The following is a 13451-nucleotide window of genomic DNA, read 5'->3' as shown; positions in this document are numbered from 1 at the left end:
ACGAACCGCGGGGTTGTCGGACGGCGAGCCCGACCAGGGTGCCGCGACCGACCGCCGGGGTCGCGGGCGATCGGCCCGGGCGGCTCAGCCGCTCGCCGTCGGGGCCCACACCACGTCCACCCAGTAGTGGGCGTCCTCCGCGCTCCGGTCGGGGAACCCGGCGCCGTAGCGGTACAGGCCGTTGGGGCCGTCGACGCTGCTCGGCAACGCGGTGAGCGGTTCGAGGTAGGTCCGCTGGCGGCTGAAGTGGCTGAAGTACTCGATGTCGGTGGAGTAGCGGCCGGTCGGGGTCAGGTACGACACGACGTAGGTGGTGTTCGCCGCGACCGCCACCGGGGTCGCGAACAGCAGGGTCTGCCAGCCGCTCGCGGTCTCGTTGGCGAACGTGCCGGTGGCCAGGCGCTGACCGCCCGGGGTCCACAGGCTGCCGGTGTGCCTGCCGGTGTTGCCGGGGCTCTTGTAGAACCGCACGCCGCGCACGTAGCCGCTCCGGTCGGCGCGCCACTTGACGCCCAGCTCCAGCGCGGAACCGTCCGAGAGTTCGAGTTCCGCGGGCCGGTCGGCGTTGGTCCACATGCCGCACGGGCAGGTCCGCGCCGACCTGGTGGGCGTGGCCGTCACGGGTGTGGAGAGGTTGAGCGAGTCGTCCACCGCGCGCACGCGCAGGCTCCCCGGGCCCGACCTCGCCGGGGTGTGGGTGTAGCTCCACGTGCCGCGCCCCGCCTGCCACACCGCCGGGTGCCAGGGCCCGCCGTCGGTGGAGACCTCGACACCGGCGACCTGCCCGGCCGCGTCGGCGACCGTGCCGGAGAAGGTGTGGGCGGCGCCGACGGTGGAGATGGCGGGCACGCTGGTGAGCGCCACGACGGGTGGCGCGGTGTCGGTGCTCGCGGTGGCCGCCCTGAGGGTGGGCAGGAGCGTGGCGGGCTGCACGCCCATGTCGGCCAGGAAGTTGACGGTGGCCTGCTGCATCCGCACGTCGGACGTCGGCGTGGTGGTCAGGTAGGCGTGCTCGTCGTCCACGCCCCACGCCCACTGCACCGTGCCCGCGCCGAACACCAGCGCCCCACCGGGGTGCCGGTAGTAGGTGACCGAGTGGGTCGCCGTGCCCGAGACGTAGAGGTCGCCGTGGTTCTTCAGGAGGTACGCGCCGTCCAGCGCCACGGTCGTCGACGACATCCTCGCCACGCCGCCGGGCTGGAAACCGTTGTCCGGCACCGTGTTCCACTCGTAGCCGAGAGTGCCGGGCCGGAAGGCGTAGGTGCTGTCGGCGGCCATGCCCTGCAGGTCGGTGTGCCGCCACAGCCGCATCCTGCCGTACGCGGCGGGCACCTGGAGGCGGTCGTCGCGGCGGCCGTTGACCGAGAAGATGGTGCCCAGCAACGCGTTCTCGGGCCGTCCGCCGTCCTGGGGCGGGCTGTAGCGCGGGTCGCGCCACGTGCCGGTCCAGTCGGCCAGGCCGTCGCTCTGCGTGCCCTTGGTCTCCTTGTAGGAGGCCAGGGTGCGCCAGTCGGTGCCCGAGGGGTCGATGGACCTCTCCCACCGGGTCTTCCAGAAGATCTCGTTGCCGGTGAGGAACGCCAGGTGCACGCCCGCGTCCCGGGCGGCCTCGACGTTGGCGCGCTGCTCCTCCGACCAGTACTCGTCGTGGCCGACGGCCATGAACACCTCGTGGTTCCTGATCAGGTGCCCGCGGCGGGCCGAGTCGACGTCGGTGGTGTAGCTGAGGTCGTAGCCGTTGCGCTCCAGGAAGCGCAGCATCGGGTACTCGGCGTTGAAGATGAAGTTCTCCTCGCCGTCGCCGCCGGTGTAGGGCCGGTTGTAGCTGACCTCGTACGCCTGCCCGCCCTGACCGGGGCCGTCGCCGAAGTACAGGCTGTTGCCGCCGTAGCGGTTGTACGCCACCCACGTCGAGTCGGAGGTCTGGAACAGGACTTTCGACGTACCGGTGTCGTCGCGCACCACGAACACGACCTCGTTCATCGCGCCGTTGTCGTTGCGCCGCAGCCGCGCGTAGTAGATGCCCGACACCGCGTCGAGCGGCACGGTCCAGGTGGCCGACACCGCCCAGTTGCCGCAGTCGATGAGCGCGCTGCCGTCCGTGCCGCGCAGGCACGCCGGTTGGGTCAGGCCGCCGCTGCGCGAGGTCGAGCCGACCAGTCGGGCCCCCGTGCCCCCGTACCAGCCGAGCCGGTAGACGTCCACGCGGTAGGCCGTCGCGGTGGTCTTCACCTTGAAGTCGACCCGGCTGCCGGGGGTCGCGCTGATGTCCGCGGTGAACCCGACGATGGACGGGTCGCGGTAGCCCACCTGCCAGTCGGCCGCACCGGCCTTGGTGTTCTCGCACGCCACCTTGTTGACCACCGGCGCGTCGCACACCGCCGCCGCGCCGGGCTGCGCCCGGACGGGCCTCGGCCGGACGTCGCCGACCGCCACGACGGACGCCGCCGCCAGCACGAGCACCACGAGGGCGCGCATCGACAACCCCCGGGACCTGAGCGGTCTTCCCTGCTGTGCCGACATGGCTCCCCCGTGAAGAATAATTCCCCGAGACGTCGGAATGCGCGTGAAAAGTGCGGCAGCGGAATCGGCGCTGCTGGCCGTAAATTACGCCAGGGCAACCTATCAGACCAGCTCCTACCTGCGACAACGTCCTCACTCGTTCGGCTGCCTCCGCTATCACGCGATAACCGCACATCGGCATCGCGGTCCATCTCGTGGGTGCACCCAGGCGGCCCCGGCCCACTTCGGAATTCGGCTGTCCGAAATGGGCTTTCCGGTCGAACGGCGTCCATTCCGCCTGGTGGCCCGCCCCCCGAATGCGGACCCGGCCCCGTCCCCGCCGCTGTCCGCTACCCGCGGGTGGCGGACAGCGGCGGGGACGGGTGAGAAGGCGCCTCGGTGGGGTGAAGGACCGGGCGTGCGGTGGTGGGGCTGGCGGTGGCGCGGGTAGGCAGGAAACGCCGGCGGGTCGTGACCGCCAGGCGACGTGTTGCCCTTCGTGAGGATGGACGATGTCTGCGCCGACGCTGAACCACCAGGCCACCGGGTACGACGCCCGCCAGGCGTACTGCATGGCCAAGGCCGCCGAACTGGCCTACCAGGACCGCGAACGGATCGAGGCCACCGCCGCCGAGTGGGGTTTCGACCGGGTCCGCCACCACCACTCGACGTTCTCGCCGCCGTTCGCGCTCAGCGACACCCAGGCGTACACCATGGCCAGTCCCACGATGATCGTCACCGCGTTCCGCGGCACCGAGCCGGTCCAGCTGCGCGACTGGCTGTCGGACACCACCACCCCGCCGTGGCCCGGCCCGGCGCGCACCGGTCTGGTCCACTACGGCTTCGCCGAGGCGCTGCGGGCGACGTTCCCGTCCGTGCTCGCGGCCGTCGAGGAACTGCGCGACGACGAGCAGACGATCTGGTTCACCGGGCACAGCCTCGGCGGGGCCCTGGCGATGCTGGCCGCCGCCTGGCTGCACTTCGAGGACCCCGGGCTCTCCGCCCAGGGCGTCTACACCTTCGGCCAGCCCCGCACCTGCGACCGCGCCCTGGCCGACGCCTACGACGAAGCCCTGTCCGGACGCACCTTCCGGGTGGTCAACAACAACGACGTCGTCGCCCAGGTCCCGCCCGAGCCGGTGTTCCACCACGTCCGGTCACTGCGCTACATCGACTCCTCCGGCCGCGTCCGCGACTCCACGCCCGCGGTGTCCACCCTGCTCGACCGCGGCAAGGGCATGGCCGCCGACCCGTTCGCGCCGGCGAGCGACGGGATGCGGGACCACTTCGTGAAAGCGTACGTGACCGCCCTGGAGAAGAACCTGCCCTGACCCGCGAGCCGGTGTCACCCGACAGGTGCTCACCGCGTCAACAGCCACGGGATGTCGAGTTGGTGGAGGAAGAGGCCGCAGTGGTGAGCGGGCTGGACAACGCCACCACCGGCGGCGAGGCCGAGCAGGACCGTGAGCCCGGTGGGGAGGGGTCGGTGACGCGGGTGCTGCAGCAAGCCGCGCACGGACTCGGGGTGCGCCCGCGCCGGCGACGACAGGCCGACGTGCCCGGCCTGGTCCCGGTGCGGGCCTGCGAGCCGGCGGGCCACGACGGCAGCCGCCCCTCGGGCGACGCTGTCGGCGTCGGCGAAGCGGCAGACCGCGCCGGCCCGTCTCCGGCGCCGTCACCGAACCCCTGGAACCGGCCCTCGCACGACGACGCACCGCGCCCGAGCCGGCCCCGTTCACCGCCCCGGCCCCCCACCCGGTGCTGCACCGGTGTGCGCGCTTCGACCTCACCGCCGCACTGCGCACCGCGCGGAACACCCTTCCGGGACCGCTCTTCCCCCTGCCTCCCGAGCGGGGAGCCGACAGCGGGGCCGAGCGTCTTCCACGTGGTGGTACCGGGACCGGAACGGTTCTTCGCGATCGGTGGTTCGCGGTAGCGGGTGCGCGGTCGCCCGCGACCGCGGTGTGGGCGGCGGTGTGCCGTCGTCGGCGACGGGGCGGGCCGGGTTCTCGTGGCGCCCGTCGTGCGGTCCGACCGCCTCACCGGTTGTCGGTGGTCGTGTCGGCCTCACCGACCTCGGCGCGGCCCGCTTCGAGGCGGGCGACGGGCACCCGGAACGGTGAGCAGGACACGTAGTCGAGGCCGACGTGGTGGAAGAAGTGGATCGAGGCCGGGTCTCCGCCGTGCTCGCCGCACACGCCCAGCGCGAGGTCCGGGCGGGCGGCCCGGCCTTCCCGCACCGCGATCCCGATCAGCCGGCCGACGCCCTCGCGGTCGATCGTCTCGAACGGGGACACCTCGAACACGCCTTCGTCCAGGTACACGGGGAAGAACGAGCCCTCGACGTCGTCGCGGGAGAAGCCCCACACCGTTTGCGTCAGGTCGTTGGTGCCGAACGAGAAGAACTCGGCGGTCCTGGCGACGCGGCCCGCGGTGACGGCGGCGCGCGGCAGTTCGATCATCGTGCCGATCCGGTACGGGACGTCGACACCGGATTCGCGGACCACCTCGGCGACCGTCCGCCGGGCACGCGCCGCGACGACCTCCAGTTCGCGCGCGTCGCCGACCAGGGGGATCATGATCTCCACGTCCGGGTTCCCGCCCACCCGTACGCGCGCCGCCGCGGCTTCCGCGATCGCGCGGACCTGGAGGTCGTACAGCTCCGGGATGAGCAGCCCCAGCCGCACGCCGCGCGTGCCGAGCATCGGGTTCTGCTCGTGCAGCCGGTCGACGGCGCGCAGCAGCTCCTCCGGTGCGCCGGTCTCGCCGAGCGCCTTGGCGACGGCGACGCGTGCGGTGAGCTCGACGCGGTCGGGCAGGAACTCGTGCAGCGGCGGGTCGAGCAGCCTGATGGTGACCGGCAGGCCGTCCATCTCCCGCAGGATGCGCGTGAAGTCGTCGCGCTGCAACGGGAGCAGCGCGGCGAGCGCCTCGGCTCGGGCGGCGTCACCGACCGCCAGGATCAGCCGCTCGACGAGCACCCGGCGGTCGCCGAGGAACATGTGCTCGGTGCGGCACAACCCGATCCCGGTGGCGCCGAGCCGGCGGGCGCGGGCGGCGTCCTCGGGGGTGTCGGCGTTGGCCCGCACCTCCAGCCGGTGCCGGCGGTCGGCGTGGGTGGTGATCCGCTCCACGGCCCGCAGCAGCGCGTCGTCCCCGGCGGGGCGGCGTCCCTCGAAGTAGTCGGCGACCGGGGACGGGACCACGGCCAGTTCCCCGAGGTACACCGCGCCGGCCGTCCCGTCGACCGAGATCACGTCGCCCTCGGCGACCACCGTGCCGTCGGCGGTGGTGAACCGGCGGGCCTCGGCGTCGATGACCAGCGACTCGGCCCCGCACACGCAGGTCCGGCCGAGGCCGCGCGCGACGACGGCGGCGTGCGAGGTCTTGCCGCCGCGGCTGGTGAGCACCCCCCCGGGCGTGGATGAGCCCGTCGAGGTCGTCGGGGTTGGTCTCGCGGCGCACGAGGACCACCGCCGCGCCCTCGTCCGCCCGGTGGACCGCGGTCGCGGAGTCGAACACCGCCTCGCCGACCGCCGCGCCCGGTGACGCGGCGACACCGGTGGCGAGCGGTGCCCGGTCGGTGTCGCCGAAGCGCGGGAACATCAACTGGGTCAGTTGGGCGCCGGTCACCCGCCGCAGCGCCTCGTCGTCGTCGATCACGCCCTCCTGGCGCAGCGCGTCGGCGATGCGGAACGCGGCGGCGGCGGTGCGCTTGCCGACCCGGGTCTGCAGCATCCACAGCCTGCGGCGTTCGACGGTGAACTCGATGTCGCACAGGTCGCGGTAGTGCTCCTCCAACGTCGCCATGATGCCCATCAGCTCCTCGTGGACCCGGGGTTGCAGGTCTGCGAGCCGGTGCAGCGGCAGGGTGTTGCGGATGCCGGCGACGACGTCCTCGCCCTGGGCGTCGGGGAGGTAGTCGCCGTAGACGCCGGGCGCGCCGGTGGCCGGGTCGCGGGTGAACGCGACGCCGGTGCCCGAGTCCTCGCCCAGGTTGCCGAACACCATCGCGCACACGTTGACCGCCGTGCCGAGGTCTTCCGGGATGTGCTCGGCGTGCCGGTAGGTCCGGGCCCGGTCGGTGCGCCACGACTCGAAGACCGACGTGATCGCCATGTCCAGCTGCTCGCGCGGGTCCTGCGGGAACTCCCGGCCCGCGTGCTCGCGGACGATCCCCTTGAACGCCGCGGTCAGCGCACGCAGGTCGGCGGCGTCCAGACCGAGGTCGCCGGTGACGCCCTTGGCGCGCTTGGCGTCGCGCAGCGCGGCGGCGAAGTGCTCCGCGTCGACGCCCAGCACCGTGGTGCCGAACATCTGCACCAGTCGGCGGTAGGAGTCCCAGGCGAGCCGCTCGTCGCCGGCCCACGCGGCGAGGCCGGCCACCGAGTCGTCGGTCAGGCCGATGTCGAGGACGGTGTCCATCATGCCGGGCATCGAGAACCGCGCACCGGAGCGGACCGAGACCAGCAGCGGCTCGTCGACCTGCCCGAGCTTGCGGCCCATCGCCCTTTCGAGGGTGTGCAGGTGCTCCTCCACCTCCGCGGCGAGCCCTTCGGGCGCCCTGCCGGTGGTGAGGTGGGAGCGGCAGGCTTCGGTGGTGATCGTGAACCCGGGAGGCACGGGCAGGCCCATCACGGTCATCTCGGCGAGGTTGGCGCCCTTGCCGCCGAGCAGGTCCGCCATGGACCGGTTGCCCTCGGCGAAGTCGTACACGTACTTCGGCATCGTCACTCCTCGTTCGATCCCTCGCGGGGACGCGGTGACCGCGGCCGGAGGCGGAACCGGTCAGCCGGCCGGGTGGCGGGTGATGTCGGCGTCGGTGAAGTCGAACTGGGCGTAGGTGAAGGGCCCGTCGGGCAGGTGCCAGGTCGCGCGGGCGCGACGGGGGCGCACGCGGTCGCCCACGAGGAGCCAGCCGTCCACGGGGGTGGACCACCTGGTCCTGGTGAGGCCGGTGGGCAGGTCGGCCCAGCGGTCGTCGGTGGTGACCTCGCGGGGTGCGCCCCGGTGGTCGGTGGTGACGCGGGCGGTGACCTCGGTGCCGTGGTCGGTGAGGGTGGCGTCGAAGGTGTGCCCGTCGACCTCGGCCCAGGTGACGGGCAGGTCGAGCAGCGTGGACGGGGCGAGCAGGAGCGCGTCGTCGAGGTAGGTGACCAGTTCGGCGGCGTCCACCTCGGGACCGGTGGCGTGGGCGAGGGTGAACGCGCCGAGCGCGGTGGCGTGCAGGCGGCCGTGCCCGTCCGAGTAGGTGTCGGTGGCGTGCACCGGCAGCACGTGGCCGAAGTTGAGGTGCAGGTGGAAGTCGCGGCGCAGGGGGGCGGTGGTGTTGCGCTGCTCGACGCGGCACGCGGTCCAGTGGTCGGTGGGCCTGCGGCGGAACCAGCCGTGGGCGCGCAGGTCGAAGCCGGTGTCGCGGGGGCGGCCCGGGACGCCGGTGAAGCGCAGGTAGCGCCGGGCGGCCTCGGGCAGGTGGGCGATGTCGTGCTCGGTGACGGTGGTGGCGGTGCGGGTCATGGTCGGGAGCCTCCGGTCGGTCGGTGGGGTGAGCGGGGTCGTCACCGGGGGTCGGCCGCCTCCAGCCGGGGGGTGCGTCGCGCCTCCGCCGGGACGAGGTGCGCGACGAGCACGGGGCAGCGGGCGTGGTAGAGCGCGGCGCGGGCGGTCGGGCCGCGGTCGGCCAGCACGAGCAGGTCGGTGTCGGCGTAGCGGGCCACCGCCTCGTGCGGGTGCATCCGGGCCGTCACCGAGCTGTGCCGCACGCCGCGCAGCACGTGGTCGGCGTGGCGCACGGGCACTTCCGGGTGGTCGGCGCGCAGCGGCAGCGGGGGGACGGCGTGCAGCACGCGCAGCGCCGCGCCCCGCCGTCCGGCGAGATCGGCGGCGCGGGCGAGGGCCAGGTCGTCCCGCTCGTCGCCGGTGACCAGGGCGGTGACGCGGCGGTGCCCGCCGTCGAGCGCCTCGGGCGTGCCGCGGACCACGACGACGTCGCACGCGGCGTGCCGGGTCAGCGGCACGACCAGGCGGCCCAGTCCCAGCGGGGTGCCGTCGACGCCGCGGTACCCGATCACCACGACCTGGGCCCGGGTGCTGACGAGCATCAGGTCGTGCAGCTCGTCGGCGGTCGGGCGGTGCTCCTCCAGCGGCGCGCCCAGCAGCGCGGCGTGCGCGGTCGCCCACCGCACCGCCTCCGCGCACCGGGGGGAGCCGTCGTCCAGGACGACGACCGGGGACGGAGCGGTGTTCACGTTGCGTGCCATGCCTTCACGGTCGTCCGCGCGGTCGTCCGCGAGTAGGGGCGTGGGTGCCGCCCGGGGCGGGACCAAGGTCCCTGCCGTTCAGGACCGGGACGGGTTCGGTTCCAGCAGCAGGTCGGTGACGTCCCGGCGCGGGCTGGGCGGCACGTGCGCGCCGAAGCCGATCCGCAGCAGGGTCTGCGGCACGACCGAGCCGCCCAGCGACCGGCGCAGCTCGGTGTGGGTCCGCCGGACCTCGATCACCTGGGACAGGAACGACGCGGACAGGCCCAGCGACGTCGCGGTCAGCAGCACCCGTTGCAGCGCCTGGCCGGCCTGGACCTCGCCCAGCGGGCCTTCGTGGAACGAGCAGAGCACGGCGACCAGCGGGTCGGGCTCGTAGTCCTTGCCCGGTGGGCGTTCGGCGGCGCGGAAGTCGCGCAGCGCCCACTCGTCCTGCGGTGCGGGGCGCACGCCGGCGGATCGCGGTGGCACGCCGTCCGACCCCCGGGGCCCGGTCCACGCGGCGAGTTCGGCGCCCACGGCCGGGTCCTCGGACTGGGCGCGGTGGGCCCGCGCGACCAGCGCTTGCAGGCGGGCGCGTTCCCCCCGGTCGAGGACCAGGTGCAGCCAGGCGCGTTCACGTTCGGCGGCGCGCACGAGGGCGTACCGGTGGGCGGTGGGCACGGGGACGTCGCGGAACGGCGTGCGGTTGGTGCGCCGCCGGGGCACCGCGGCGATCAGCTCGCGGACCTCGGTGTCGGCGTCGCGGTGCCCGCCCCAGCGGACCACGGCCAGCGCGCCGGGCGCTTCGGTGCCGGGCAGCAGGGTGACCAGCGGGCGGATGCCCCGCGCCCGCAGGCCCAGGCGCAGGTTGAACAGGGCCGCACCGCACGCCAGGCGCTGTTCGCGCCCGTCGGGATCGGTGGCGGGCAGCGCGCGCCCGGGGTCGGGGTGCAGTTCGACGCGGTCGGGGCCGACCCGGAACCGCCACGGCTGGGTGTTGTGCACCGACGGGGCCAGGGACGCCGTGCGCAGCACGTCCTCCACCTCGTACGGCTCCAACCCGAACAACCCGTCCATCGCCTTCACCCCAAGCACGCCACTCGATCGAACCAACACTCCTACTGTCCGGTTCACGGAGTGGCCAGCACACAGTCGAAAGTCCCCGATCGGAGGAGTTGTCAGACCCTTGGTGGTAGCCCTTCCGGCACGGATCGCGAGATGCTCTGAGTCGTGGACGAACACGAGCACCCCCGGTTGCTGGCCGGTCTGCGCCTGGACGAGCTGCTCGACGAGATGCGCGAGCGGCTGACCGAGATCGGGTCGACCAGGGACAAGATGCAGGGCCTGCTGGACGCGGTGCTCGCGGTGGGCACGAGCCTGGAGCTGGACGCCACCCTCCAGCGGATCGTGCAGGCCGCGGTCGAGCTGGTGGGCGCCCGCTACGGGGCGCTGGGCGTGCTGGGCACCCAGGAGGACCTGTCGGAGTTCGTCTACGTGGGGATCGATCCCGGGACCCGGTCGCACATGGGACACCTGCCGCAGGGCAAGGGGCTCCTGGGGCTGCTGATCAAGGACCCGCGGGCGATCCGGTTGCACGACCTGGCCGAGCACCCGGCGTCCGTGGGGTTCCCGGCCAACCACCCGCCGATGCACAGCTTCCTGGGCGTGCCGGTGCGGGTGCGCGAGGAGGTCTTCGGCAACCTCTACATGACCGAGAAGGTCGGCGGGGCGGACTTCACCGCCGACGACGAGGTCGTGCTCTCGGCGCTGGCCGCGGCGGCGGGCGTGGCCGTGGAGAACGCGCGGCTGTTCGAGCGGTCACGGATGCGGGAGCGCTGGCTGGAGGCCACCGCGGAGGTCAACTCGGAGCTGTTGGGCGGCGCGTCGGCGGAGGACGCGCTGCGGCTGATCACCCGGCGCACCAGGGAGCTGTCGCAGGCGGCGATGTCGCTGATCGTGCTGGCCGAGGACGGGTCGAGCCGGCGGCTGCGCATGGCCGCCGGCGCGGGCGAGCGGGTCGAAGGGCTGGTCGGCGGGGCGTTCACCGGAACCGGGTCGTTCGTGGAGCAGGTCCTCGACTCGGGCACGCCGATGCTGATCGAGGACCTGGAGGGCGCGCTGGGCGACACCGCGGTGGACGTGGGGCCGGGTGTGGCGGTGCCGCTGCGCGCCGGTTCGGCGGTGACCGGGGTGCTGCTGGTGGCGCGGGACAAGGGCGCTGTGCGGTTCAGCGCGGAGCAGGTGCCGCTGCTGGCGTCGTTCGCCGACCAGGCGGCGGTGGCGCTGGAGCTCGCCGAGAACCAGCGTGCGCGCCGGCTGGTCGACCTGCTGGAGGACCGCGACCGCATCGCGCGCGACCTGCACGACCACGTCATCCAGCGGCTGTTCGCCACCGGCATGAGCCTGCAGGGGGCGCTGGGCTCGATCCGCGACCCGCGCGTGCGCGAGCGGGTGCGCAAGGCCGTGGTGCAACTGGACGAGACCGTGCTGGAGATCCGCACCTCGATCTTCGACCTCCAGGCCGCCGAGGACGTCCCCGGCCTGCGCCGCCGGCTGCTCGACCTGGTCTCCGAGCTGACCGAGGACGCCCCGGTCGTCCCCACGATCCGGATGACCGGCACCGTGGACAACTCCGTGCCCGACCACATCGGCGAGCACGCCGAGGCCGTGGTGCGCGAGGCGGTCAGCAACGTGGTGCGCCACGCCCACGCCCAGGGGGTCGTGCTCACCGTCGAAGCCGGCGACCACCTGACCATCAGCGTCGTCGACGACGGGGTCGGCATGCCCGAGCAGGTCGCCCGCAGCGGTCTGCACAACCTGGAGCAACGCGCCCTCGACCTGGGCGGCACCTGCGCCACCACCGCCGGACCCGACGGCGGGACCCGCCTGACCTGGCAGGTCCCGCTGTAGTCACTCCTCGTTCGACGGCGAGGGCCTGCGCAGCTTGGTCGCGAGCACGGCGGCCTGGGTGCGGCGTTCGAGGCCGAGCTTGGCCAGCAGGTGGGAGACGTAGTTCTTGACCGTCTTCTCGGCCAGGAACATCTTCTCCGCGATCTGCCGGTTGGTCAGGCCCTCGCCGATGCAGTCGAACACGATGCGCTCCTGCTCGGTCAGCGACCGGACCGGATCGCCCTCCTCGCGCTCGCGGCGGATGCGGTTGAGCAGGGAGGCCGTGGAGCGGGCGTCGAGCAGCGACCCGCCCGCGGCCACGGTGCGCACGGCGTTCTGCAGGTCGTGGCCCAGGATGCGCTTGAGCACGAACCCCGAAGCACCCGCCATGATCGCGTCGAACAGGGCCTCGTCGTCGGTGAACGAGGTCAACATCAGGCACTTCAGCTCCGGCAGCCGGGACCGCAGCTCGCGGCACAGCTCGATGCCGTTGCCGTCCGGCAGCCGCACGTCGAGCACGGCCACGTCCGCGCCGCTGACCGGGACCCGGGCCAGCGCCTCGGCCACCGAACCGGCCTCGCCCACCACCTCCAGGTCGTCGTCGGCGTTGAGCAACTCCCGGACCCCGACCCGGACGACCTCGTGGTCGTCCACCAAGAACACGCGCGCCACCGATGAGCCCCTTCTTCCGCCTGGTACCCAGGTTCGCCGACCCCGGCCGTCCGGTACAGGGACCAAAGACCCTGCCGCCCGGTGCGCGACGTCCCGCGCACACCGGCGACCGGTGGGCACGACGACCGCGGGCGCGACACGGCCACAGGGCCCGGGTCGGTGATGACCGACGACCGCGTTCCGCGGCGCGGCCCCTGGCTAGCTTTCGGAGGGGAAGAGGACGACAGCGGAACGTGGAGGGGAACGGCGATGAGCGAACCGATCGTGGTCGGCGTGGACGGGTCGGCCTCGGCCCTGGCCGCCGTGCGGTGGGCGGCGGCCGAGGCGGCACGGCACCACGTGCCGGTCAAGCTGGTGCACGCCTACCAACTGCCGGTGCGCGGCTACCCGGAGATCGTGCTGACCGCGCACGACGTGCGGACGGCGTTCGAGGAGGTGGGCCGTGAACGGCTCGCCGAGGCCGAACGGACCGTCCTGGAGGCGGCTCCCGGGGTCGAGGTCGGGAAGTCCCTCGTGCTCGGCGGCCCGGCGGCCGTGCTGGTCGAGGAGAGCCGCCGCGCCCGACTGGTCGTGCTCGGCTCCCAGGGGCTCGGCGGGTTCTCCGGGCTGCTGGTCGGATCGGTCGCGGTCGCGGTCTCCGCGCACGGTGCGTGCCCGGTCGTCGTCATCCGGGACCAGGTGCCCACCGAGGGCGCCGTCGTCGTGGGCGTGGACGGTTCCGAGATCAGCGAGCAGGCCGTGGCGTTCGCCTTCGAGCAGGCGTCCGTGCGCGGTGCTCCGCTGACCGCCGTGCTCGCCTGGACCGACTTCCTCGTCGACAGCGTCTACGGCTCCCGCTTCACCGTCGACTGGGCGCAGGTCGAGGACGAGGAGCTCCGCCTGCTCGCCGAACGCCTGGCCGGCTGGCAGGAGAAGTACCCGGACGTGCGGGTCACCCGCGCCGTCGTCCGCGACCGCCCCGTGCGCGCCCTGCTCCAGGCCGCCGCCGACGCGCAGCTGCTGGTCGTGGGCAGCCACGGCCTGGGCGGCTTCACCGGCATGCTGCTGGGCTCCACCAGCCAGGCGCTGGTCTACCACTCCCCGTGCCCCCTGGCGGTCGTCCGGCCGGTGGGGGCCGCGCGCTGAGGGTGTCGGGCCGGGAACCCC

Annotated in this window: 9 protein-coding genes and 2 pseudogenes; 3 read left to right on the top strand and 8 right to left on the bottom strand. The window is 73.5% G+C overall.

Going from position 1 to position 13451, the window contains the following annotated elements:
* Positions 1 to 84: 84 nt before the first annotated feature.
* The gene (locus ACR807_RS24270; protein WP_438923698.1) at positions 85 to 2478 is read right to left on the bottom strand and encodes a N,N-dimethylformamidase beta subunit family domain-containing protein; all 2394 of its coding nucleotides are present in this window, start codon (positions 2476 to 2478) and stop codon (positions 85 to 87) included.
* A gap of 536 nt (positions 2479 to 3014) precedes the next feature.
* Here ACR807_RS24270 and ACR807_RS24265 point away from each other — a divergent pair.
* The gene (locus ACR807_RS24265) at positions 3015 to 3833 is read left to right on the top strand and encodes a lipase family protein (protein ID WP_438923697.1); all 819 of its coding nucleotides are present in this window, start codon (positions 3015 to 3017) and stop codon (positions 3831 to 3833) included.
* A gap of 708 nt (positions 3834 to 4541) precedes the next feature.
* On the opposite strand, the gene ACR807_RS24260 is transcribed toward ACR807_RS24265, so the two are convergent.
* The 6 genes and pseudogenes from ACR807_RS24260 to ACR807_RS24235 form a co-directional block, all read right to left on the bottom strand.
* Positions 4542 to 5591: a putative PEP-binding protein gene (locus ACR807_RS24260; RefSeq protein WP_438923722.1), complete on the bottom strand. Its 1050-nt coding sequence runs from the start codon at positions 5589 to 5591 to the stop codon at positions 4542 to 4544.
* Between the two features lie 201 nt (positions 5592 to 5792).
* Positions 5793 to 5912, bottom strand: a pseudogene (locus ACR807_RS24255) (PEP-utilizing enzyme); the annotation flags it as partial.
* Between the two features lie 346 nt (positions 5913 to 6258).
* Positions 6259 to 7137, bottom strand: a pseudogene (locus tag ACR807_RS24250) (PEP/pyruvate-binding domain-containing protein); the annotation flags it as partial.
* 153 nt (positions 7138 to 7290) lie between these two features.
* Positions 7291 to 8019: a DUF6544 family protein gene (locus ACR807_RS24245; RefSeq protein WP_438923696.1), complete on the bottom strand. Its 729-nt coding sequence runs from the start codon at positions 8017 to 8019 to the stop codon at positions 7291 to 7293.
* A 41-nt stretch (positions 8020 to 8060) separates the two neighbouring features.
* Positions 8061 to 8762 carry a hypothetical protein gene (locus tag ACR807_RS24240; protein WP_438923695.1) on the bottom strand — a complete coding sequence of 234 codons (702 nt, stop codon included), beginning with the start codon at positions 8760 to 8762 and terminating at the stop codon, positions 8061 to 8063.
* Between the two features lie 78 nt (positions 8763 to 8840).
* Positions 8841 to 9821: an Acg family FMN-binding oxidoreductase gene (locus tag ACR807_RS24235; RefSeq protein ID WP_438923694.1), complete on the bottom strand. Its 981-nt coding sequence runs from the start codon at positions 9819 to 9821 to the stop codon at positions 8841 to 8843.
* 153 nt (positions 9822 to 9974) lie between these two features.
* On the opposite strand from ACR807_RS24235, the gene ACR807_RS24230 reads away from it, so the two are divergent.
* On the top strand, positions 9975 to 11654 hold the full coding sequence (locus ACR807_RS24230; RefSeq protein ID WP_438923693.1) for a GAF domain-containing sensor histidine kinase: 1680 nt from the start codon (positions 9975 to 9977) through the stop codon (positions 11652 to 11654).
* Here the strand turns inward: ACR807_RS24230 and ACR807_RS24225 are convergent, their stop codons facing one another.
* Positions 11655 to 12305, bottom strand: a complete 651-nt coding sequence (locus ACR807_RS24225) for a response regulator transcription factor (RefSeq protein WP_438923692.1) — start codon at positions 12303 to 12305, stop codon at positions 11655 to 11657. It abuts the gene before it with no gap.
* Between the two features lie 249 nt (positions 12306 to 12554).
* Between ACR807_RS24225 and ACR807_RS24220 the strand changes: the two genes are divergently transcribed.
* Complete coding sequence (locus ACR807_RS24220; RefSeq protein WP_438923691.1) at positions 12555 to 13430, top strand: universal stress protein; 876 nt, start codon at positions 12555 to 12557, stop codon at positions 13428 to 13430.
* Positions 13431 to 13451 lie beyond the last annotated feature (21 nt).

This window comes from Saccharothrix sabaoui, assembly GCF_051756985.1.
Lineage (GTDB): Bacteria > Actinomycetota > Actinomycetes > Mycobacteriales > Pseudonocardiaceae > Actinosynnema.
Note: the sequence above shows the minus strand (reverse complement) of the source record. Positions and strands in the feature narration are given on the sequence as shown.